This window comes from Nocardioides sp. (assembly GCF_964228225.1).
Taxonomy (GTDB): domain Bacteria; phylum Actinomycetota; class Actinomycetes; order Propionibacteriales; family Nocardioidaceae; genus Nocardioides.
Genome location: NZ_CAXQZB010000078.1, coordinates 75130 through 97580, shown reverse-complemented (window position 1 = coordinate 97580; position 22451 = coordinate 75130). Strand labels below are relative to the sequence as shown.

Annotated in this window: 20 protein-coding genes; 6 read left to right on the top strand and 14 right to left on the bottom strand. The window is 74.9% G+C overall.

Annotated features, from left to right (window positions below; translation table 11 throughout):
• The 4 genes from ACERUJ_RS18185 to ACERUJ_RS18170 all read right to left on the bottom strand — a co-directional run bounded on the left by ACERUJ_RS18185 (position 1) and on the right by ACERUJ_RS18170 (position 7131).
• Positions 1-2802, bottom strand: a complete 2802-nt coding sequence (locus ACERUJ_RS18185) for a DEAD/DEAH box helicase (protein ID WP_370250309.1) — start codon at positions 2800-2802, stop codon at positions 1-3.
• A 4-nt stretch (positions 2803-2806) separates the two neighbouring features.
• Entirely contained in the window at positions 2807-3835 is a 1029-nt protein-coding gene (locus ACERUJ_RS18180; protein WP_370250308.1) for a hypothetical protein, read from the bottom strand.
• A gap of 6 nt (positions 3836-3841) precedes the next feature.
• On the bottom strand, positions 3842-4747 hold the full coding sequence (locus ACERUJ_RS18175) for an LLM class flavin-dependent oxidoreductase (protein WP_370250307.1): 906 nt from the start codon (positions 4745-4747) through the stop codon (positions 3842-3844).
• Positions 4748-4845: 98 nt separating this feature from the next.
• The gene (locus ACERUJ_RS18170) at positions 4846-7131 is read right to left on the bottom strand and encodes a DEAD/DEAH box helicase (RefSeq protein WP_370250306.1); all 2286 of its coding nucleotides are present in this window, start codon (positions 7129-7131) and stop codon (positions 4846-4848) included.
• 219 nt (positions 7132-7350) lie between these two features.
• Between ACERUJ_RS18170 and ACERUJ_RS18165 the strand changes: the two genes are divergently transcribed.
• The 3 genes from ACERUJ_RS18165 (at position 7351) to ACERUJ_RS18155 (ending at position 9475) form a co-directional block, all read left to right on the top strand.
• Positions 7351-7776, top strand: coding sequence for a cyclic nucleotide-binding domain-containing protein (locus ACERUJ_RS18165; protein ID WP_370250305.1), 426 nt, complete (start codon positions 7351-7353; stop codon positions 7774-7776).
• A gap of 182 nt (positions 7777-7958) precedes the next feature.
• Complete coding sequence (locus ACERUJ_RS18160) at positions 7959-8378, top strand: cyclic nucleotide-binding domain-containing protein (protein WP_370250304.1); 420 nt, start codon at positions 7959-7961, stop codon at positions 8376-8378.
• Positions 8379-8509: 131 nt separating this feature from the next.
• A complete protein-coding gene (locus ACERUJ_RS18155) occupies positions 8510-9475 on the top strand; it encodes an Ig-like domain repeat protein (protein ID WP_370250303.1) in 966 nt (321 codons plus the stop codon).
• A 103-nt stretch (positions 9476-9578) separates the two neighbouring features.
• Here ACERUJ_RS18155 and ACERUJ_RS18150 read toward each other — a convergent pair whose 3' ends face one another.
• Entirely contained in the window at positions 9579-11525 is a 1947-nt protein-coding gene (locus ACERUJ_RS18150) for a M13 family metallopeptidase (protein ID WP_370250301.1), read from the bottom strand.
• 92 nt (positions 11526-11617) lie between these two features.
• Here ACERUJ_RS18150 and ACERUJ_RS18145 point away from each other — a divergent pair, with 92 nt between their 5' ends.
• The gene (locus tag ACERUJ_RS18145; protein WP_370250300.1) at positions 11618-11905 is read left to right on the top strand and encodes a putative quinol monooxygenase; all 288 of its coding nucleotides are present in this window, start codon (positions 11618-11620) and stop codon (positions 11903-11905) included.
• A gap of 104 nt (positions 11906-12009) precedes the next feature.
• Here ACERUJ_RS18145 and ACERUJ_RS18140 read toward each other — a convergent pair whose 3' ends face one another.
• Positions 12010-12807 (bottom strand): 2-phosphosulfolactate phosphatase, encoded by a 798-nt coding sequence (locus tag ACERUJ_RS18140; RefSeq protein WP_370250299.1) that lies wholly within the window; start codon positions 12805-12807, stop codon positions 12010-12012.
• Complete coding sequence (locus ACERUJ_RS18135; RefSeq protein WP_370250297.1) at positions 12804-13769, bottom strand: NADPH:quinone oxidoreductase family protein; 966 nt, start codon at positions 13767-13769, stop codon at positions 12804-12806. Before ACERUJ_RS18135 ends, ACERUJ_RS18140 begins: the two co-directional genes overlap by 4 nt.
• Before the next feature lie 105 nt (positions 13770-13874).
• Between ACERUJ_RS18135 and ACERUJ_RS18130 the strand changes: the two genes are divergently transcribed.
• On the top strand, positions 13875-14699 hold the full coding sequence (locus ACERUJ_RS18130) for an alpha/beta hydrolase (protein ID WP_370250296.1): 825 nt from the start codon (positions 13875-13877) through the stop codon (positions 14697-14699).
• Positions 14700-14738: 39 nt separating this feature from the next.
• Here ACERUJ_RS18130 and ACERUJ_RS18125 read toward each other — a convergent pair whose 3' ends face one another.
• From ACERUJ_RS18125 to ACERUJ_RS18105, 5 genes are all read right to left on the bottom strand, one after another.
• Positions 14739-16019 (bottom strand): M15 family metallopeptidase, encoded by a 1281-nt coding sequence (locus ACERUJ_RS18125; protein ID WP_370250295.1) that lies wholly within the window; start codon positions 16017-16019, stop codon positions 14739-14741.
• An 88-nt stretch (positions 16020-16107) separates the two neighbouring features.
• A complete protein-coding gene (locus tag ACERUJ_RS18120; protein ID WP_370250294.1) occupies positions 16108-16704 on the bottom strand; it encodes a TetR family transcriptional regulator in 597 nt (198 codons plus the stop codon).
• Between the two features lie 74 nt (positions 16705-16778).
• Positions 16779-16970 (bottom strand): ferredoxin, encoded by a 192-nt coding sequence (locus tag ACERUJ_RS18115; protein WP_370250418.1) that lies wholly within the window; start codon positions 16968-16970, stop codon positions 16779-16781.
• Position 16971: 1 nt separating this feature from the next.
• A complete protein-coding gene (locus ACERUJ_RS18110; RefSeq protein ID WP_370250293.1) occupies positions 16972-18396 on the bottom strand; it encodes a fatty acid desaturase in 1425 nt (474 codons plus the stop codon).
• 121 nt (positions 18397-18517) lie between these two features.
• Entirely contained in the window at positions 18518-19135 is a 618-nt protein-coding gene (locus ACERUJ_RS18105) for a hypothetical protein (protein WP_370250292.1), read from the bottom strand.
• Between the two features lie 149 nt (positions 19136-19284).
• Between ACERUJ_RS18105 and ACERUJ_RS18100 the strand changes: the two genes are divergently transcribed.
• Complete coding sequence (locus ACERUJ_RS18100) at positions 19285-20004, top strand: hypothetical protein (RefSeq protein ID WP_370250291.1); 720 nt, start codon at positions 19285-19287, stop codon at positions 20002-20004.
• Between the two features lie 55 nt (positions 20005-20059).
• On the opposite strand, the gene ACERUJ_RS18095 is transcribed toward ACERUJ_RS18100, so the two are convergent.
• Complete coding sequence (locus ACERUJ_RS18095) at positions 20060-21454, bottom strand: NAD-dependent malic enzyme (protein ID WP_370250290.1); 1395 nt, start codon at positions 21452-21454, stop codon at positions 20060-20062.
• An 88-nt stretch (positions 21455-21542) separates the two neighbouring features.
• Positions 21543-22400 carry a 3-hydroxybutyryl-CoA dehydrogenase gene (locus tag ACERUJ_RS18090; protein ID WP_370250289.1) on the bottom strand — a complete coding sequence of 286 codons (858 nt, stop codon included), beginning with the start codon at positions 22398-22400 and terminating at the stop codon, positions 21543-21545.
• Positions 22401-22451: the final 51 nt, after the last annotated feature.

Below are 22451 nucleotides of genomic sequence, written 5' to 3'. Positions count from 1 at the left end.
TCAGGCCTCCGGCCGGTAGACGACCAGGTCGCGCAGCTCGGCGTCGGAGAGCTCGGTGAGGGCCGCCTCGCCGCGGCCCAGGACGGCGTCGGCGATGCCGCGCTTGCGGGCCAGCAGCTGGGCGATCCGTTCCTCCACCGTGCCGCGCATCAGGATGCGGTGCACCTGTACGGGCCGGGTCTGACCGATCCGGTAGGCACGGTCGGTGGCCTGCTCCTCCACCGCGGGGTTCCACCAGCGGTCCAGGTGCACGACGTGGTCGGCGCGGGTGAGGTTCAGGCCGGTGCCACCGGCCTTGAGGGAGAGCAGGAACACCGGCACCTCCCCGGCCTGGAAGCGGGCCACCATCGCCTCCCGCTCCGCCACCGGCGTGCCGCCGTGCAGCAGCTGGTGACCGATCCCGAGGGAGTCCAGGTGGGTGCCGACGAGTCGCGCCATCGCGACGTACTGGGTGAAGACCAGCACCGCGCCGTCCTCGGCCACGGCCGTGGCGACCAGTTCCTCGAGCAGGTCCAGCTTCTCCGAGCGGCCCGCGATCCGGCCGCCCGACTCCTTGAGGAAGTGGGCCGGGTGGTTGCAGATCTGCTTCAGCCCGGTGAGCAGCGCCAGGATCAGGCCCCGGCGCGCATCGGCGTCGAGGCTGGCCAGGCGCTCCAGGGTCTCGCGCACGAAGGCCTCGTAGAGCACGACCTGCTCGCGGGTGAGCGTGAGCGGATGATCGGTCTCGGTCTTGGCCGGCAGCTCCGGGGCGATGCCGGGGTCGCTCTTGCGACGCCGCAGCAGGAACGGCGCGACCAGGTCCGCGAACTGGCGGGCCCGGGCGGGCTCGGTGCCGGACTCGATGGGCTGCGCCCAGGCCTTGCGGAAGGCGTTGCGGCTGCCGAGCAGGCCGGGGGTGGCCCAGTCGAGGATGGCCCACAGCTCGACGAGCGCGTTCTCCACCGGGGTGCCCGAGAGCGCGACCCGGGCCTGGGACCCGATCGTGCGCAGCGCCTTGGCGGTGGCCGAGGCGGGGTTCTTGATGTGCTGCGCCTCGTCGGCCACCACCACACCCCAGGGCACCGCGCCGAGTCGCTCGGCGTCGACCCGGGCGGTGCCGTAGGTGGTGAGCACGACGGCGTCGGGCGGAAGGTCGGTGAGGTCGCGGGCCTGGGAGTGGAACCGCCGCACGGGCAGGTGCGGGGCGAAGCGGGCCAGCTCGGCGGCCCAGTTGCCCAGCAGGCTCGCCGGGCACACCACCAGCAGGGGCCCGGCCCCGTGATCAGCCTCCCGGGTGCCGGGGTCGGCGTGACGGTGCAGGTGCAGTGCGATCACCGTGATCGTCTTGCCCAGACCCATGTCGTCGGCCAGGCATCCCCCGAACCCCAGCCGGGTGAGGTCGTGCAGCCAGGTCAGGCCGTGGCGCTGGTAGTCGCGCAGGGTGGCCTGCAGCAGCGCCGGGGCCGGCAGGGGGTCGCGCGAGGCGGCCGCCAGCACCTGCTCGCGCACCCGTTGCAGCGACGCGGCGACGACGACCTGCTGCTCCACCCCGTCGAGCACGGCGACGCCGGTGAGCGCGGCGGCCATGGCCTGGGCCGGGGTGACGCTGCGGATCAGCCGCTTGCGGGCGCGCCGCGCGGTGGCGGGGTCGACCACGGTCCACGTGCCGCGCAGCTTCACGATCGGGGCCGCCGCGGCCGCGAGGTCGTCCATCTCCTCCTCGGTGAGCGGATCGCCGTGCACGGCCAGCTGCCACCGGAACCCGGCCACCGCCTCGGTGCCGAGCAGCGGGTCCTGCAACGGCTCCTCACGGCTGCCCAGCGGCCGCTCGCGGGTGACGGGTCGGGTGTCGAGCACCGGGGCGGCCACGAGGTCGCGACCCAGCGAGCGCGGCCACAGCACGTCGATGCCGTGGCCGCGCAGCGCCGCGACGCCGTGCTCGAGCAGGTCGCCGATCTCGACGGCGTCCAGCTCGAGCTCGTCGGGCACCGCCAGGTCGAGCAACCGGTCGAGCACCGACCACGCCTCGGCCGCGCGCCGCACCGCGAGGGTGGTGTGCAGCCGGGCGCGCTCGCCGAAGCCGACCTCGGCCGGGTCGTCGGCCCACAGCGCGGCGGCGTCGCAGAAGTGCCAGGCACGGGTCTCGTCGTGCACCTGCACCACCAGCCGCACCCGGCCGGCGCGCAGGTCCTCCTCCTCGGCCTCGATGCGGAGGGCGAGGCGCACCAGGTGGGGCAGGTCGGAGGCCCGGCGCGGACGGTCGAGGGCGTCCGGGTCGCGCCCCGCGGCCGCCCGGTCGCGCTGCCGCTCGACCCGCTGCTGGAGCCGGGCCGCGAAGGCCTCACGGTCGTACCCGGACCCGCCGGACCCGCCCGATCCGCCGGGGCTCAGGGCGGACCGGCCGCGGCGCGCGGCCACGGCCCGGGTGGTCGGGGAGCCCGGGGCGAGGGTGTCGGCGACGGCGGCCATCACCTGCGGCACCCACGCGGCGGCGTCGGGCACCTCGGGGTGGGCCCGCACCAGGCCGACCACCTGCGCGCGCTCGCCCGGGCCGAGCGCGGTGAGCGCCCAGCCGCCGTCGGCGTCCGGCGCGAGCCGCCCCTCGGCCACCACCTTCATCGCCAGCAGCACCGCCCCGGAGAGCAGGCTCACGGTGGGGTGGAGGTCGTCCTGACGCCGGGCGCGGGCGAGGATCGGCACCGCGGCCCGCATCTGCATCGGCACCTCCCGACCGCCGCCGGTGAAGGTCACCGTGCTCTGTCGCGCCGAGCCGGGCGGGCCGGGCTCCCAGGCGGCCGGGCCGGTGAGCGGGACGAACCCCACGGGCTCAGTCCTCCGCGCGGCGCCGGGCCCGACGCAGCTCACGCACCAGGACGGCCAGGGCGTGCACCGCGGCGTCGAGCACGGCGGGGGTGGGCTCGTCGGGGTCGGTCCACCCGGCGGGGTCGATCGCCGCCGGGCGCAGGTCGGCCGGGTCGCCGACGACGTCGACCGGGAAGCGGGTGCCCGGTGCGGCCAGCCAGGCCGTGTGCTCCGCGGCGCGCTCGGTGAGCCAGGCGACGTCGTGGGGTGCGGGGCGCACCCGCTCGCCCCCCGCCAGCGCCCGCTCGGCGACGACGTCGCGCACCACCGCGTGCAGGCCCCGGCCCCGGGCGCTGCGGCCGTCGAGGTGCACGTGCAGCAGGCGCAGCACCTGGGCCTGGGCCACCCCCACCGCGCGGTTCTCGCGCGCGGGCTCGCCGGGTGCGAGGGCGGGGTCGAGGCCGCAGGCCTGCGCGAACCGGGTCCAGAGCAGCGACCGGTCGGCCCCCTCGGGCGGCACGGTGACGACGGTGACCGGCGCGTGGTCGGCCCAGCGCCCGACCACCGCCGGCAGGTCGAGGCCGCGCATCACCGGCAGCGACCCCGCGCGGGCTGCGGCGGCGTGCTCGGCGTAGGTGCGGGTCGTGCCGTGCTTGAGCCCCTCCAGCCAGGTGGAGGTGAGCCCGCGACCGAGGTCGCGGGCGGTGTAGACCACCCGCACCCGCGCGGGCCCGCCGAGCTCGCCCACCGCCCGGGCCGCGGCGGCGTCGTCGGCGCGCACGAAGGCCTCGTGGCTGACCACGGCGTGCGACTGCCCGGCCACCGCGTCGACCAGGCGCGACCACCAGCCGGCGGCGTACTCCGGACCCCGACCCAGGTGGACGCCGGTGAGGTCGAGCGCCGCCCGGAAGGCCAGGGTGGTCTCGCCGTCGGCGGCCGGTGCCCGTGGCACGCACACGCGGGCGTCGGCGAGGACGGCGTGGTGGGCCTGCAGTCGGCTCTGCAGCGCGGTGGTGCCCGACTTGGGTGCGCCGATGTGGAGGACGACGACCACGACGCCTCAGCCCTGCACCGGATCCTGCAGGCGCGGCAGCACCTCGGCGGCGAAGCGCTCCAGCACCTGCTCGCTCGCGCGGTAGGGCTCGGTGGGGCGCGGCCAGTGCAGGACGACGTCGGTGAACCCCAGCGCCTCGGCGCGCGCGATCATCTCCTCGGCGGTCTCGACGGAGGCCAGCGCGGTGCGACCCGGCGAGTCGGGGCCGGGCGCGGTGTCGAGCAGCAGGTAGCGCCGGAAGTCGGCACCGGCGGGGCCGGCGGCGGCGCGCTCGCGCAGCAGACCGTCGACCAGGGCGGCGGACTCGGTGAGCGCGCCCCACCAGGTGTCGGTGTCGGTGCCCCAGGGGCCGGTGGTCACCCAGGCGTCGCCGGTGGCGACCGCGAACCGGATCGAGCGCGGACCGTTGGCCGCCAGGATCAGCGGGGTGCGGCGCAGGGGCGGCAGGGTGCGAGCGTCGTCGGTGCGGAACCAGCGACCCGACAGCGTGACGTGGTCCTCCTCCCGGAACCGGACCAGCGCCTCGGCGAACTCGAAGAAGCGCTCCGCGTGCTCGCGGGGGGGCAGGGCGGGCGCGCCCAGGATCGTGGCGTCGCGGCTGCCGCCCGCACCCACCCCCAGCAGGAAGCGGCCGTCGGCGAGGTCCTCCAGCGCCTGGGCGTCGCGGTGCAGCTGGTAGGGGTGCCGGAAGTTGGGGGTGGCGACCATGAGGCCGAGCCCGATCCGCTCGGTGAGGTCGGCGACGGCGCCGAGCACCGGCGTGGGCGTGGTCCAGGGCGCCTCGGGCAGGCCGCCCCAGACCAGGTGGTCGTAGGTCCAGGCGTGGTCGAAGCCCATCTCCTCGGCGGCGCGCCACCGCGGCCGCGCCTCCCGCCAGGGGAGATCGGTGAGGATCGTGAGGCCGACGCGCATGCCGCGACCCTACGCGGCGGGGCCGAGCGCCGGCCCCGCCCCGAGCCCAGTCCCGAGCCCGGTCCCGAGCCCGGTCCCGAGCCCAGTCCCGAGCCGCGTCACCGCTCCACCGCCAGGGCCAGCGGCAGCACGGCCTCGGCACCGGCCTCGCGCAGCGCCGCGCCGGCGCAGGTGAGGGTCCAGCCCGTGACCACGAGGTCGTCGATGAGCAGGAGGCGTCGGCCCGTGACGTCGATGCCCGGGTCGAGCCGCAGCGCACCGCGCCGCATCACCGCCGCCACCCGCTGCGCGGAGTTGGCCGCGCCCTGGCCGGGCCGCACGCCCGGATCGACCAGGGCCCATCGACCGACCACCCGACGCCCCAGCGTGCGTCCGACGCCGGCCGCGAGGTCCTCCACCACGCCGGGGCGGGTGGCGGACTCCACGACCACGAGGCCGTCGACCCGGGGCGCCCAGTCCTGCAGGACCGTGACCATCGCGCGCGCCAGCTGCGGCGGGATCCCGACCGCCCGGGCCGGTGCCGGCGGCGCGGCCGGCGCCGCGGCCTGCGCCGGGACCTCCGGGCGCGCCGGGCTCGGCTCGGCGGGCCCCTCCACCTCGTCGAGCCAGGCCGGTTCCACGAGCTCGCTGAGGTCGGGCAGGCCCGGCACCCCTGCGAGGTCGGGGAGACCGCGCGGGTCGGGCGCCCCGGCCTGCAGCGGCGGACGGAACAGGGCGCGCAGCGCGGGGCCGTGCCCGAGGTCGGTGAGCCGGGCCAGCGCCCGCCCCTCCTCGGGGCCGACGACCTTGCCCTTGCGCCCCCCGATGAGGGCGGCGGCGCCGGTGGGCCACAGCTTGCGCGGTTCGACGACCACGCCGGGTCGGTGCAGCAGCGACCCGGCGGCGGCCACCGCCTCCGCCGAGGTCCCGGCGTCGAGGGTGAGCCCGCCGCAGGTGTCGCAGCGCCCGCAGTCGGCGGCCTCGGGATCGTCGAGCTGCTCGCGCAGGAACCGCATCCGGCACCCGGTGGTGGCCTGGTAGGCCAGCATCGCCGCCCGCTCGCGCTCCCGGGCCTCGCGCACGCGGGCGTAGCGTTCGGCGTCGTAGTGCCACTCCCGGCCGGTGGTCTCCCACCCGCCGCGCACCCGCCGGACGGCGCCGTCGACGTCGAGGACCTTGAGCAGCTGGTCGAGCCGGGTGCGGCTGAGCTCGACGAGCGGCTCGAGCGCCTGGGTGCTGAGCGGACGCCCGGCGTCGGCGAGCGCGGCGAGCACCGCCCGCACGGTGGGCTCGGGCGGGAAGGACAGGGAGTCGAAGTAGGCCCAGATGTCGGCGTCCTCGCGCCCCGGCAGCAGCACCACGGTGGCGTCGTCGGTGCCACGGCCCGCGCGGCCGACCTGCTGGTAGTAGGCCACCGGCGACGACGGCGCCCCGAGGTTGACCACGAATCCCAGCCGCGCGTCGAAGCCCATGCCCAGGGCGCTGGTCGCGACCCGCGCCTTGACCCGACCCGCGGCGAGCGCCTCCTCCAGCGCGAGCCGCTCGGTGGTCTCGGTCTGGCCCGAGTAGGCCGCGACGTCGTGGCCGCGCGAGCGCAGGTACTCGGCGACCTCGGCGGTGGCGGCGACGGTGAGGCAGTAGACGATGCCGGAGCCCGGCTGCTCGGCCAGGTGGTCGGCCAGCCAGGCCAGCCGCTGCTCGTTGGTGGCCAGCCGCAGCACCCCCAGCCGCAGGGTGGCGCGGTCGAGGCTGCCGCGCAGCACCAGGGCGTCGGTGCCCAGCTGCTCGGCGACGTCGGCGGTGACGCGCGCGTTGGCCGTGGCGGTGGTGGCCAGCACCGGGATGCCGGCCGGGAGCTCGCCGAGCAGGGTGCGGATGCGCCGGTAGTCGGGGCGGAAGTCGTGACCCCAGTCGCTCACGCAGTGGGCCTCGTCGATCACCAGCAGGCCGCAGGTGGCGGCCAGGCGCGGCAGCACGTCGTCGCGGAAGGAGGGGTTGTTGAGCCGCTCGGGGCTGACGAGTAGCACGTCGACCGCCCCGGAGGCGATGGCGGCGTGGACCTCCTCCCAGTCCTCCAGGTTGGTGGAGTTGATCGTGACCGCCCGGATGCCCGCGCGCTCGGCGGCCGCGATCTGGTTGCGCATCAGGGCCAGCAGCGGCGAGATGATGACCGTCGGTCCCGCCCCGCGGGCGCGCAACAGGAGCGTGGCCACGAAGTACACCGCCGACTTGCCCCAGCCCGTGCGCTGCACCACCAGTGCCCGGCGCTGCTGCTCGGTGAGGGCCTCGATCGCGGCCCACTGGTCCTCGCGCAGCCGGGCGTCGTCGTGGCCCACCAGTGCGCGCAGGTGCGCCTCGGCCTGCTCGCGGACGGGGATCGTGCCGACGCCGGTGGGGGTGCTCATGGGGCCCGTGTCTACCAGCCGGTCCCGACAGGCCCGCGCGGTCCTCCACAGCGGCGGCGTCGGTCCGCACCACCCCGCGGGGGCGCGGGGCTGTCGGGCACCTCACAGCCGATCTGTGAAGCACGGAACAGCGCCGCCGCACCGCGCGGCCTACCGTGGCAGGGTCCGGTCCGGGACGCACCGGCACCACCCCGTCACCAGCGTCCGAGGAGCTCACCCATGGCTCGCATCGACCCCAAGATCGCCCGTTTGGCCCAGCTGCCGCTCTTCGAGGGCTGCAGCACCAAGGAGCTGCTCGAGATCGGCGCCCACCTCGACGAGGTCGCGCTGCCGGCCGGCGCCACCCTCACCCACGAGGGCGCCATCGAGCCCCAGGCCTTCCTCCTCGCCTCGGGTCGCGCCGAGGTGCGCGCCCACGGCGTCGTGGTGGCCGAGCTGAGCGGCGGGGAGCTCGTCGGTGAGATCTCGCTGCTCGACCGCACCCGCTCGCGCACCGCGACCGTCACCGCGCTGACCCCCGTGGTCGCCTTCGTGCTGACGCCGCGCGACCTCGCCAGCATCCTCAACCTCTCGCCCGTGGTCGCCGAGCGCGTGCACCGCGAGTGGGCCCGCCGCGCTGCCGCGCTGGAGACCCTGGCCTCCTGATCACGGCTGATCACGGCTGATCACGGCTGATCCGGGACTGATCCCGGGCTGATCCGGGGCCGATCCGGGGGACCGCCGTCCACGTCCGGCCCTGGACGCGGGGACCCCGGACCTGCTTTCGTTCCCCTCGTCCGGCCACCGGGGGCCGGCCTCCCCACCCCGACGCGCCCCCGCGAGGTCCCATGGCCCACGACCCGAAGACCGCACGGCTGGCGGCACTGCCGCTGTTCGCCGGCTGCAGCCCCCGCGAGCTCGACCACCTCGCCCCGCTGCTCGACGAGGTGCGGGTGGCGGCCGGCACCGTGCTGGTGCGTGAGGGCGCCGTCGACCCCCAGGCCTTCCTGCTGCTGAGCGGGAGCGCCGAGGTGAGCGTCGACGGCGTCGTGGTGGCCCACGTCGGGCCCGGCGAGCTCGTGGGCGAGATGTCGCTGCTGCACGGGCGGGCGCCCCGCACCGCCACCGTGACCGCCGTCGGCCCGGTGGAGGCGTTCGTGCTCACCCCGCGCGGCCTCAGCAGCGTGCTCGAGCAGGCGCCGACCGTGGCGGCCCGGATCGAGGCCGAGCAGGAGCGCCGGCGCGGCGAGACCGGCCGACCCGGCTGACTCGGCTGACCCGGGTGACCCGGCCCGGCGGGTCAGGATCCGCGCAAGAACCCCGCCAGAGGGGCGCCAGTTGCGGGCGCCGCACGCCGAAACGGCGTCACAGCGGGGAGGACCCGCCTATTGTGACCGCCATGGTCCGCTCCCGTGCCCTTCCCCTGATCGCCGCCGCCCTGCTCAGCGGCGGCCTGCTCGTGGCCGCCCCGCTGGCGCCCGCCTCGGCGGCGACGTGCCTGCCGGGCACCCCGCTGTGCCTGCCGGGCGGTGACATCACCCCGACCAGCCCGGTCGGCATCACCGGCACCCCGAAGGTCGGCGAGACGCTCACCGCGACCCCGGCCACCTGGGACCCCGAGCCCGACAGCGTGTCCTACCAGTGGACCCGCGGCGGGCAGGCGATCGCCGACGCCACCGGCACGACCTACGTCGTGCAGGCCGCCGACGTCGCCCAGGAGATCCGCGTCGTCGAGACCGCCACCGCGCTGCTGTCCTCCGGCACCTCCACCAGCGACCCCGTCACCGGCCTGCAGGGCGACGCCATCGCCAACACCAAGGCGCCCGTGCTCAGCGGCAAGCCGCAGGTGGGCGCCAAGCTCACCGTCACCCCCGGCACCTGGACCGGCACCCCGACGCCGACCTTCAGCTACCGCTGGTTCCGCGCGGTCGACGGCGCCGTGGACCCCATCGCCGCCGACACCACGACCTACACCGTGCGGCAGGCCGACCTCGGCGGCGTGATCATCGTCGTCGTCACCGCCCGCCGGGCCGGGTACAAGGACGGCACCGCCCGCTCCAACGTCATCACCCTGACCTCCTCGCCCACGACCACCACCGCGCAGCTGCTGCGCGGCGGGGAGCGGCCGCTGTTCAAGGTCGTGGTGAAGGCCGGGCGCAACGTCGAGCCCACCGGTCGGGTCACCCTCTACGCCAACGGCAAGAAGCTGAGCGGCGCCGGCCTGGACGCCGGGCAGAACGGCACCGTGACCATCCAGGTGCGCAACCCGCTGCTGCCGGGCCGCTACCGCTTCGTGGCCAAGTTCGTCGGCTCCGAGGCCGTGCAGAGCTCCAACTCCAAGCCGGTCACCGTCGTCGTGCGCTGACCCCCGCACCGAACGGCGCGACCCCCGCCCGGGGCTCCGGGCGGGGGTCGTGTCGTCTCAGGATCGGGCCGGGGGTCGGGTCAGGGGGTCGGGCCTGGCGGCCTCACCAGATGCGCACGCGCGCGGCGGGCTCCAACCACAGCCCGTCGCCCGGCGCGGTCGCGAACACCTCGTGGAACTCGTCGAGGTTGCGCACGATGTTGGCGCGGAACTCCGCCGGACTGTGGGGGTCGACGGTGAGGTACTGCTGCTCCTGCTCCTTGCGCCGCTTCGTGCGCCACACGTAGGCCCAGTTGAGGAAGAGCCGACGACGGTCCTCGACCGAGGCGCTGCCGCCCTGGCTGATGACGAACGCGCGGTGGGCGATCGTGAGACCGCCGAGGTCGCCGATGTTCTCCCCCACCGTGAGCGCGCCGTTGACGCGCTCGCCGGGCAGCGTGCGCGGCTCGAACCCGTCGTACTGCGTGATCAGGGCCCGGCTCTTGACCTGGAAGGCCTCCTTGTCGGCCTGGGTCCACCAGTCGTTGAGGTTGCCGGCGCCGTCGTACTGCGCGCCCTGGTCGTCGAACCCGTGGCCGATCTCGTGGCCGATGACCGCACCGATGCCGCCGTAGTTCTCCGCCGGGTGGGCGTCGGGGGAGAAGAACGGCTTCTGCAGGATGCCGGCCGGGAAGCAGATCTCGTTGGTGCCGGGGTTGTAGTAGGCGTTGACGGTCTGGGGCAGCATGAACCACTCGTCGCGGTCCACCGGTGCGCCGATCTTCGCCAGCTGGCGGTCGGTCTCGAAGGACGCCGCCGCGTGCACGTTGGCGAGCAGGTCCTCGCGGGTGACCCGGAGGGCTGCGTAGTCGCGGAAGGTCTCGGGGTAGCCGATCTTGGGCCGGAAGGTGGCGAGCTTGTCGTAGGCCCGCTGCTTGGTCTCCTCGGTCATCCAGTCCAGCTCGGCGATGGAGTCGCGGTAGGCCGCGAGCAGGTTGGCCACCAGCTCGTCCATCAGCGCCTTGGACGTCGGCGGGAAGTGGCGCGCGACGTACTCGCGGCCCACGGCCTCGCCCACCGCGCCCTGCACGAACGCGACACCGCGCTTCCAGCGGGCCCGCAGCTCGGGCGTGCCGGACAGGGTGCGGCCGTAGAAGTCGAAGTTGGTCTCGACGAAGTCGCTCGAGAGGTAGGCGGCGCTGGCGCGCACGACGTGGCTGACCAGCCAGGTGCGCCACGACTCGATCGGCACCTCGGTGAGGACGGTGGACAGGTGGGCGAAGAAGCTGGGCTGGCGCACGCACACCTCGGCCAGCACCTCGCGGCCACCGCCGAGGTTGGTGAGGTAGGCGTCCCAGTCGAAGGCGGGGCACAGCGCCACCAGCTCGTCGTGGGTGAGCAGGTTGTAGGTGCGCTGCACGTCGCGGGTCTCGGCGCGCTCCCAGTGCCCCGCGGCGATCCGGGTGTCGAGGTCGAGCACGAGCGCGGCGGCCGCGGCGGCGTCGTCGACCCCGGCCAGGCCGAGCAGCTTCTCGAGGTAGGCGACGTAGGCCTCGCGCTGCGGGGCGAACTTCTCCTCGCGGTAGTACGACTCGTCCGGGAGGCCGAGACCGCCCTGGTAGAGGTTCATGACGTAGCGCTCGGAGTCCTTGTCGTCGTTGTCGATGTAGGACCCGAAGATGCCGTGACCGCCGATGCGCTCGAACTCCCCGAGGAACGCGGCGAGGTCGCGCACGTCGTGCAGCGTCTCGACCGCGGCCAGCAGCGGCCGGATCGGCTCCGCACCGCGGGCCTCGATCGCCGCGACGTCCATGAAGGAGGCGTAGAGGTCGCCGATCCGGCGGGCGTCGTCGGGGTGGGAACCGGCGTCGGGCTGGGCCGCCAGCTCCTCGATGATGACCCGCACCTGCTCCTCCGCCACGTCGGCGAGCTGCACGAAGGGGCCCCAGCTGGAGCGGTCGGCGGGGATCTCGGTCTCGGCCAACCAGCGGCCGTTCACGTGGCCGAACAGGTCGTCCTGGGGACGGATGGCGTCGTCCATGCCCGCACGGGCGTCGTCGAGGATGCTCACGCCTCCCGAGCCTAGGGCACCTCCCCCAGACCCCCGGGTGGTCACCGGCCGCGTCCACGGGTGCGTCGTGGGTGCGTACTACTGTCGCGCCCATGAGCCTGCATGTCGTCGCGACCATCCCCACCGACCCCGAGCGCACCGCGGAGGTGGGCCCCGCCCTCGCCGGGCTGGCCGCCGCCTCCCGCGGCGACGCCGGCTGCCTGAAGTACGAGGTCTACGCCTCGGCCGGCCAGCCGGGGGTCTACGTGACGGTGGAGGAGTGGGAGTCGCAGGCCGACCTCGACGCCCACATGACCCAGCCCCACATCGGCGAGGCGTTCGCCGTCGTCGGTCCGCTGCTCACCGGGGAGGTCGCCATCCACCCGCTGCTGCCGGTCTGAGGTCCGGCCGCCGGTCCCCACTGCCACCCCGCCGCGGCCCCCCGACAATTCGTCAGGTACCTGACGTCCTTCCCACGACGGCGAGCACCACCGGCGCCGTGGAATCAGTGGGGGCGGAAGGCGGGGCCGGGGGCGGTGAGCACCGGGACGACGTCGTCGACGTCGCGCTGCGAGGCCGCGCGGACGTCGTCGGCGAAGCCCTTCGCCACGAGCTCGGCGCCGCTGGCGCAGGTGAGCAGGGCCTCGGGCGTGAGGTCGGCGAGGGCGGTGAGGGCGAGCCGCGCCTCGGGTGAGACCGACGTGCCGGGCGCGGCTGCCAGGAGCGCGGCGAGCACCGCGCCGCAGCCCGCGAGGTCCTCGATCGCGGGGCGCAGCGTGCCGTCGGGCCAGCGTTCGCCCGCCGCGACGAGCGCGACCCGGGCGCCCGAACCGACGGCGGTGGCGAGGTGCCGGCCCACCGCGGCGGCGTTGCGCAGGCTAGCCGCGACCACCTGCGCGCCGCCGTCGGCGAGCAGCGCGGCGATCGTGGCGCCGTTGGGGCTGGGGAGCACGATCCGCCGGGCGCCGTCGTAGGCGAGCATCGCGGCCGGGGACAGGCTCGCCGCGCCCGCGCGCTCGGCCTCGGGCAGCGCCTGCCGTTCGAGCCGACCCAGCGCCAGCACGGCGTCATGGGCGCGGGCATGGGCGGCGGCGCGGTCGTCGCGCCAGGCGAGAGGCAGCACCTCCACCCCGCGCGCCACCGCGATCGTGGTGGTCGTGGTGAAGGACAGCACGTCCACCACCACCGCCACCTCGACGTCACCCGCCTCCACGAGCGCCCGCGCCCCGGTGGGGCCGTGCTCGAGCCGGACCGCGAACGGCGTCTGGCGGTGGGCCGGGTCGACACCCCCGGTGGGGGTCATCGCGTGGGGTCGACCACCAGCTTGCCGAGCGCGCGGCGCTCGTCCATGTCGACCAGCGCCCGACCGAACTCGGCGAGCGGGTAGACCGCACCGATCGGCGGCTTCACCGCGCCGCCGGCGATCATCGGCAGCAGCCGCTGCCACTGGGCGGCCATGTACTCGGGACGCCGCATCGCGTACTCGCCCCACCCGACGCCGCGCACGTCGGTGTTGGTGAGCAGCAGCCGGTTGACCTTGACCTCGGGGATGCCCTGCCCGGCGGCGAAGCCGAGCACGAGCAACCGGCCCTGCGGGGCGAGGCTGCGCAGGGAGTCGAGGAACACCTCGCCGCCCACGATGTCGGCCACGACGTCGACCCCGACACCGGCCGTGAGCTCCTTGGCGGCGTCCTTGAAGCCGTCGAGGCCGATCGCGTGGTCGGCGCCGGCGGCGCGGGCGAACTCCTGCTTCTCCGGCGTGCTGGCCACCGCGATCACGGTGGCACCCATGCCCTTGGCCACCTGGATCATCGCCGTGCCGAGCCCGCCGGCGGCACCGTGCACCAGCACCGTCTCCCCGGCGCGCAGCTGCGCCCGCTGCTCGTAGGCGAACTCGGCGGTGAGGTAGTTCATCGGCAGCGCGGCACCCTCGGCGAAGGACAGCTCGTCGGGCAGCGGGAAGGTGAAGGCCGCCGGCAGCAGTGCCCGCTCGGCCGCGCCGCCCCAGCCGCCGACGGCGGCCACCCGGGTGCCGGGCTCGAACCCGCCGCCGCTGATCACGGTGCCGGCGACGTCGACCCCGAGCGTGAAGGGCGGCTCGGGCTTGATCTGGTACTGCCCCCGCGTCATCAGCAGGTCGGGGAAGGCGACCCCGACGGCACCCACCTCCACGAGCACGTCGTGCTCGCCGGGGACGGGCTCGGGGACGTCGTTGACGACGACGTCGTCGGGACCGGTGAGCGTGACGACCTGGGCTGCGCGCATGACCAGCACCCTAGCCAGCGCCCCCCGGGCGCGGGAGAGCGCCGGCATCCGCGGGCGGCCCGGCACCGAACCACGCCGGTGAGGACGTCGGATCGGATCCAGGCCATGCTCCTGCACGCCTCGGCGCGCTTCACCGTGCGCTACGGCGAGGACCTGCGCTTCGCCGGTCAGGAGCTGCCCCGCCCGACCAGGCGCCGGTTCGAGACGCGCCACGGACGCGTCACGGCCTGGGAGTACCGCCCGGGCCCCGAGCACGACGACACCACCCCGGCGCTGGTGCACTTCCACGGCGGCGCCTGGCTGATGCGCTACCCGCAGATGGACGACTGGTGGTGCCGCTACGTCGCCGCCACCGCCGGCGTGCGGGTGCTCAACGTCGACTTCCGCACCGGCCCCTACGTCACCTACCCGGTGGCGCAGCACCAGTGCCACGACGTCGCGGCCGCCGTGGCGGCGTCCGCCCCGGTGGCGGTCGGGGGCTTCTCCAGCGGTGGGGGGCTGGCGGCGTCGGTGGCGCTGCAGGCGCGTGACGCCGGCAGCTTCCGTCCCCGCCTGCAGGTGCTGGCGATCCCGGCGCTGGACCTGGCCGGCGAGGTGCCCGTGCGCGGCGGGATGATCTCGCCGCAGCTGCGCGGCCTCGTGCGGCGGGTGTACTTCCCCGACCCGGCGACCCGCACCGAGCCCTACGCCTCCCCGGTGCTGGCCCCCGACCTCACCGGGTTGCCGCCCGCGCTGGTGCTGGTGGCCGAGCGCGACACCCTGCGCCCCGACGGCGACCGCTACGCCGCGCGACTGCGCGAGGCCGGCGTCGAGGTCTGGTACGACCTCACGCCGGGCGTCGACCACTACTTCCTCACCGAGGACCCGGTGCGGGCCCGCACCACGATGGCCGAGATGGCGCGCCGCATCCGCGCGGCGCTGCACGACTGAGCCCGGATCCACGGCTGAGGGTGACCGGACCCGAGGGCCTCAGCCGGGCCGGACGATCCGGGCGAGCTCGAAGTGCATGGGGTCGGTGTAGTTCCAGTCGCCGCCCCACGCGAAGCCCCAGTACTTGAAGATGTCGACGACGTCGCGGTCCATCTCCCCCACCGTGCCGCGCTGGTTGCCCGGGACGTTGAGGTCGAGCGCGAGGCCGAAGGAGTGGTTGGACAGCGTGGAGGACCCGGCGATGAAGCGGGGGTAGTAGCACCCGGCGTACTCGTCGGGGTTGATCTCGTCGGCCAGGCCCCGGCTGACGACCTCGGCCAGCGCGGCCCGCAGCTGCGGGAACAGGTCCTTGTTGCAGGTGACCGACCCGAGGATCGGCACGACCTCGGTGCGGATGTGCTCGCGCACCCAGGCCGGGTCCGGCGCCACCCGGCCCCCGCCGATCGGGGTGTAGGTGAAGGTGCCGACGGCGTCGCTGAAGGCGCCCACCAGCACCGCGGTCTGCACCGCGCCGGGGTCGAGGCCCAGCCGCGCGACGACGTCGAGGTTCTGCACCGAGGCGCGGTCGCCCACGGTGCGCACCACGGGTCGGCGCACGACCTGCGGCGCGGTGGTGCCGGTGGAGAGCAGCACGGCGTTGTCGGCGGGCATCCCGAGGGCCTCCCCGACGCGCTCGTTGACGACCAGGTCGATGCCCGGCACCTGGGGCGCCCAGGCGCCGATGTGCAGCCGCCGCGTGGTGTCGCCGATCGTGAGGGGCAGGAACCCGGCGTCGTCGACCAGGTCCTTGGCGCGCAGCGGGGTGTCGGCGGCCACCTCGCCGGCCGCGACCCGGGCCCACTGCTCGTCGAGCTCGGCGCTGCGCGCGGCGGTGAACCGGCGGTACTCGGCGGGGTCGACGGCGGCCACGGTGTACACCTGGCTCTCGACGCTCACCTGGGCCACCGAGAGCGGCAGCGACGCCGTGACGCCGGTGAGCGCCGCGAGTCGGGCCTGCACGTCCGCTCCGAGCGGGGTGGCGGCCTGCACGAGCACGTCGGCGCTGGCCAGCGGCTCGGTGCGCGGGCCGGGGGCCGGCATCGCCAGGGCAGGATCGAGCCCGGTGTCGGTCGGGCTGCCGGTCGTGGTGTCGGTCGGGCTGTCCGGAGCGGGCGTCGTCGGCCCCCCGGCCGGGGTGGCGCCGCTCCCGGAGCCGTCGGCGGAGCCGGCGTCGTCGGAGGCACGCGGCGCCGCGCACGCCGCCACCACGACCGCCGTCACCAGCGCCGCCGGGACCAGCCGCGCGCGCGGGATCCCGGAGCGCAGCCTCCCCTGCGACATCGCCTCCACCTCCGCCCCTCAGGGTATCGAGCCACCCCAGGACGGCGGGCCGGAACCGACCACCCCACCCCGCGGAGGGCGGCGGGGCTCAGGCCGGAGGGGCGGTGCCGAGCACCCGCGCCGCGAGCCAGGCGAGGTCGGCGGCGGTGGAGCCGGGGTCGGCGGAGGGCTGCATCACGTGGCTGAGCACCACCCGGACCACCATGTCGACCACCGGGGACAGCCGGTCGTCGGCCAGGCCGTGCTCGTAGGGCCGGACCCGCTCCACGACCACGGCCTTGGCGGCCTCGAGCAGCGAGCCGGCGTGGGTGGTGAGCAGCGGCAGCAGCTCGGTGTCGGCGCCGTGGGTGGCCGAGACGATGGCGTGCAGCAGGGCGTTGTCGGTGGCCAGGTGCAGGCAGCCCAGGCAGGCGTCGCTGATCGCCGCCACGAGCGCCGCCGGGCCCGGCGGAGGATGGGCGTCGAAGGCGCCGGTGACGACCTCGAGGAAGCGCTCGAGCTCACGCTCGATCATCGCCTCGGCGAGGCCGGCGCGCCCGCTCACCTCGTTGTAGACCGTCTGGCGGCTGACCCCCACCTCGTCGGCCAGGCGGGCCATGGTGACCTGCGCCCACCCGTGCTCGGCGGTGAGCCGCCCCGCGGCCTCGACCAGCCGGGCGCGGGTCGTCGGCGCCGGAGTGCTCACACGCTCCAGGGTAGCCAGACGCCCGCCACCCGGGACGGGGGCGGGCGTCCGGAGGGGGCTCGTCGTCCCCCGCGTCACTCGAGGGTGAGCGCGAGGACCGGGCAGGCCTGCACCGCGGCGTTCACCCGGGCGCGGTCGGCGCCGGGCACCTCCTCGGCGAGCACGTGCATCTGCTCGTCGTCGTCGAGCTCGAAGTAGTCGCTGGCCATGGCCTCGCACATGCCGAGGCCCTCGCACTTGTCGTAGTCGACGTGGATGCGTCCCATCTCAGGCACCCACCCGGTCCTGGGGGTCCACCGGCACGAAGTCGACCTTGTCGCGCACGCCGCAGTCGGGGCAGGTCCAGTCGTCGGGGATGTCGGCCCAGGCGGTGCCGGCGGCGAAGCCCTCGAGCTCGTTGCCCACCTCGACCTCGTAGGTGTAGCTGCAGCCGGGGCAGCGGGCGGCCAGGACCTCGGCCACCGCGCCGGGGGTGTGGTCGGAGGCCACGGGCTCCTCGACCACGGCGGCGGGGGCGACGCCGTACTTGGCCAGGATCCGCTCACGCTTGCGGGGCACGATGTTGGCCCGCGACACGTCGCCCCCGAAGTGGTCGACGACGCGCTGGTCCATCACCTTGCGCCACAGCGGCGGGACGAGGGCCAGCACGATCATGCCGGCGTAGCCGGTGGGCAGCACCGGGCTCTCCTCGAAGTCGCGCAGCGTCTGGTAGCGGCGGGTCGGGTTGGCGTGGTGGTCGCTGTGGCGCTGCAGGTGGTAGAGCAGCACGTTGGTGGCGATGTTGTTGGAGTTCCACGAGTGCGAGGGGTCGACCCGCTCGTAGCGCTGGCGCTCGGCGGTGCCGACCTTCTGGCGCAGCATGCCGTAGTGCTCCATGTAGTTGACGACCTCGAGCAGCGAGAAGCCGATCACGGCCTGGAGCACGAGCAGCGGCAGGATCTCGATCCCGAGCCAGGCCACCAGCCCGCCCCAGAGCACGGCGGTCATCAGCCAGGCGTTGAGCACGTCGTTGCCCCAGTGGAAGGGGTGGGTGTCCTTGCGGGCGTAGCGCTTCTTCTCCAGGTGCCAGGCGCTCTTCAGCGAGCCGCCGACCGTGCGGGGCCAGAACTGGTAGAAGTTCTCGCCCAGCCGGCTGGAGGCGGGGTCCTCGGGCGTGGCGACGCGCACGTGGTGACCGCGGTTGTGCTCGATGTAGAAGTGGCCGTACGCCACCTGGGCGAGGGCGATCTTGGACAGCCAGCGCTCGTTGGCCTCGCGCTTGTGCCCGAGCTCGTGGGCGGTGTTGATGCCGATGCCGCCGACGCAGCCGATCGAGACGGCCAGGCCGATCTTGTCCCAGGTGGACAGATCGCCCTGGGTGATGAGCCAGAAGGCGCCGATGAAGCCGGCGTACTGGATCGGCAGGAAGAGGTAGGTCACCCAGCGGTAGTACCGGTCGTTCTCGAGCTCCTCGATGACGTCGTCCGGCGGGTTGCTGCGGTCGAGCCCGGCGACGAGGTCGATCATCGGCACGATGCCGAGGATCACGATCGGGCCGATCCAGAACCACACGCCCCAGCCGGTGAGCTCGTGCATCCCGACGGCGACGAACGCCAGGGACGGCACCACCAGGCCGATGAGCCACAGGTAGCGCTTCTTGTCCTTCCACTGCTCGGTCGACCCGACCGGCACGGTGCTGTTGGCGATCTCCATCGATGCCCCCTGTCCTGGGTGTCCTGGGGCGAGCGGGCCGCGGCCCGCTCGCAAGGTTTACATCAAGGTAGGGGATGTAAAGCCGCTTGACAAGAGGGTTGGAGATGTCAAGTGACGGGCGTCACCAACCACCCCGCACGGAGGAGTGCTCCTCCACCGGCGTCCGCAGCCAGGCCGGCACGTGGCGCCCGCCGCCGCGGGCGGGACCCGGGGTCGCACGCCCCGACGGCTCCGCCGGACGCGGTGCTCCCGGTGCTCCCGGCGTTCCCGGCGTTCCCGGCGTCCCCGGGGCCCGCGGGGGCTGCGCGACCGCCCCGCCCGGGGCGGACGGAGCCGACGGGCGGGGACGAGCGGCCCGGGGCGCGGTGCGGGCGGCCTCGGCGGTGCTGGCGATCAGCTGGGCCAGGGTCGAGGCCCCGACGACGCGCACCTGCAGCCGGTGCGCGGCGAGCACGACACCGATCTCCTTCGACAGCCGGGCGCCGCTGAGCTCGACCCGCACGATGTCGGGCAGGTCGAGGTCGACCATGGCCAGCCCCGGCACGGCCCGGGTCGGGATCAGGTTGAGGTGCAGGCGGGTGAGCGTGAGCCGGGCCGGCACCCACGCCGACCCCCACGCCGCGCGGAAGCGGTCCAGCACCGCATCGGACGCCGTGCCGGGCCCGCTGGAGCTGCCGGATCCGGGCAGCGACTCGACCATCACGGTGGCGGATTTCGAGGCGAGCACTCCGTAGGACACCCCTCCAGTGTGCTCCCGGCCACACCGCGACGGCGACGTCCCGGGGGGTAAATCTCCTCGCCGTTCACCCACTGCTCGCGCGGCGGCCGCCCCACGAGCGGCGCCCGTCGTGGAGAATGACCCGGCTCCCCCCACCCCTGGAGAACCCGATGTCCGACGATCTGCTGTCCCGGCTGAACCCCGGGCCCCCCCGACCGGCCGACGCCGCGCACGCCGGCGGGTCGGGCGGGGCACCGGTGCCGGTGGTGCAGGTCGACGCCCGCCCGGGGTGGTGGCGACGCTGGCGGGTGGTGCTGGTGCTGGTCCCGGCCCTGGCGTTACTCGCGGGCACCGCGGCGACGGGCCAGCGCCTCCTGTGGGCACCGCTCCCGGACCCCGCGCCGCTGCCGGACCAGGTGCGCTGCTGGGACGGCTCGATCGCCGACACCGGCACCTGCGGCACCCCCGACGGGCTGCGGGGCCTGGCCTGGGTGTTCCCCTCGCTCAACGTCCGCAGCCCGCGCTGCGGCCCGGTCGAGCGGCCGGCCCGCGCGCTGGAACGACCGACCGAGCTGCGGTGCAGCTACCAGTTCCGGCAGCGGCTGGTGACCGTCACCTACAGCCGCCGCACCACCCTGACCCGCGGCCTGTCCTACCTCGACGCGATCTTCCCGACCGGTCCGCTGCCGATCTCCGGGGGCCGGGTGCGCTTCGAGGACGCCGACCGGCGCCCGGCCGGCTACGAGGCCGCGATCGCCTACGCCGACCACCCCTTCGCGGTGGAGGTCGCCGCCCCCGACGCCGTCACCCGCGACGCGGCCCTGGAGGACCTGGTGCAGTTCCGCCCCGCCGGGCAGCTGGAGCAGGTGCCCCTCTCCGCCGCCGACTGACCCCCCGGGGGGCGCCGGCGGGGGGCGACCCGACCCGACCCGGCCCGACCCGGGCTCAGGTGGTGGGGGAGGCGGCGTCGCGGATGGCCGCGGCCACCGCCCCCGCGACGTCGGGGTGGAAGACGCTGGGCACGATGAAGGTGGGGTTCAGCTCCTCGTCGGTGACGACGTGGGCCAGCGCCTCGGCCGCCCGCAGCAGCATCGGCACCGTGACCTCGTGGGCGCGGGCGTCGAGCAGGCCGCGGAAGACGCCGGGGAAGGCGAGCACGTTGTTGATCTGGTTGGGGTAGTCCGAGCGGCCCGAGGCCACGACCTTGGCGTGCCGCGCCGCGTCGCCGGGGTCGACCTCCGGGTCGGGGTTGGCCAGGGCGAACACGACGGCGTCGGCGGCCATCTCGGGGATCCAGTCGGCGTCGAGGATGTTCGGGGCGCTGACGCCGATGAACACGTCGGCGCCCTGCAGGCCGTCGCGCAGGCTGCCGGTCACGCGGCGGGGGTTGGTGCGCGCGGCGAGGTCGCGCTTGGCGGGGGCGAGGTCGGGCAGGTCCGGCACCAGGCAGCCCTCACGGTCGTAGACCACGATGTCGACGCAGCCGGCGGCCAGCAGCAGGCTCACGATCGCGCTGCCCGCCGCACCCGCGCCCGAGACGACGATGCGGGCCGCGGCCAGCTCCTTGCCCACCACCCGCAGGGCGTTGGTGAGCGCGGCGAGCACGACGATCGCCGTGCCGTGCTGGTCGTCGTGGAAGACGGGGATGTCGAGGCGTTCGCGCAGCCGGCGCTCGATCTCGAAGCACCGCGGGGCGGCGATGTCCTCGAGGTTGATGCCGCCGAACCCGGGGGCGATGAGCTCCACGGTGCGCACGATCTCGTCGGTGTCCTGGGTGTCGAGGCAGATCGGCCACGCGTCGATCCCCGCGAAGCGCTTGAACAGCGCCGCCTTGCCCTCCATCACCGGCAGCGCCGCACCCGGACCGATGTTGCCCAGCCCCAGCACCGCCGAGCCGTCGGTGACCACCGCGACCGAGTTGCCCTTCACCGTCAGCCGCCGCACGTCCTCGGGGTTCTCGGCCAGCGCGAGGCTGACCCGCCCGACCCCGGGGGTGTAGGCCATCGACAGGTCGTCGCGGGTGCGCAGCGGCACCTTGGAGGACACCTCGATCTTGCCGCCGAGGTGGAGCAGGAAGGTGCGGTCGGAGACCTTGTGCACCGCCACGCCCGGCACCGCGTCGACGGCGTCGCGCAGCTGCGCCGCGTGGTCGGCGTCCACGGCCGAGCAGGTGACGTCGAGCACCAGCCGGGTGTGGGTCGACTCCGCGACGTCGATCGCGGTGACGATGCCGCCCGCGTCCGAGATCGCGGTGGCCACCGCCCCGACGACGCCGTGGTCGGGGTCGGTGAACAGGCGCATGGTGATCGAGTAGGACGACGTGGTGGCGGTGCGGGACATACCGCCACCCTGAGGGGCGTCGTCGGTGACGATCAAGTAACCGTCGGACCCGACGGTCAACCGGGCCGGTCGGCGGGTGGGGCCGGCGTCAGCGGGAGTAGGTGTAGAACCCGCGACCGGCCTTGCGGCCCAGCAGACCGGCGTCGACCATCCGCTGCAGCAGCGGCGGGGGCGCGTACAGCGGCTCCTTGAACTCCTCGTAGAGCGACTCCGCGACCGCCTTGGTGGTGTCCAGGCCGATGAGGTCGGCCAGGGCGAGCGGGCCCTGCGGGTGGGCGGCCCCCAGCACCAGACCGCGGTCGATGTCCTCGGCCGAGGCGAAGCCGGACTCGTACATCCGGATCGCGGAGAGGATGAAGGGGATCAGCAGGGCGTTGACGACGAACCCGGCACGGTCCTGGCAGTCGATCGCCTTCTTGCCCAGGGAGTCCTGCACCCAGGCGCGCGAGCGGGCCATCGTCTCCTCCCCGGTGAGCAGCGAGGGCACGAGCTCGACCAGCGAGAGCACCGGCACGGGGTTGAAGAAGTGGATGCCGATCACCTGCTGGGGGCGGCTGGTGACCACGCCGAGCTTCATGATCGGGATCGAGGAGGTGTTGGAGGCCAGGATCGCGTCGGGGGCGATCAGCACCTCGTCGAGCCGCTTGAAGAGCGCGACCTTGGCGGCCTCGTCCTCCACGATCGCCTCCACCACCACGGCGGCGTCGGCGACGGCGTCGAGCTCGGTCTCGACCGCGATCCGGTCGAGCACGGCCGCGGCCGAGTCGATCTTGCCCTTGGCCTCGGCGCGCGAGAGCGACGCCTCGAGCCGGCCCAGGGCCGCCTTGGCGGCGACGTCGGTGGCCTCGATGACCGTGACCGGGTGCCCCGCACGCGCGCTGACCTCCGCGATGCCGGCGCCCATCAGGCCGCCTCCGATGACCCCGATCCGCTGTGACGTGTCCACGCCGTCCACCTCTCGACTCGCCTCGCGCGACGCCGATCGACGCCGCCCCTG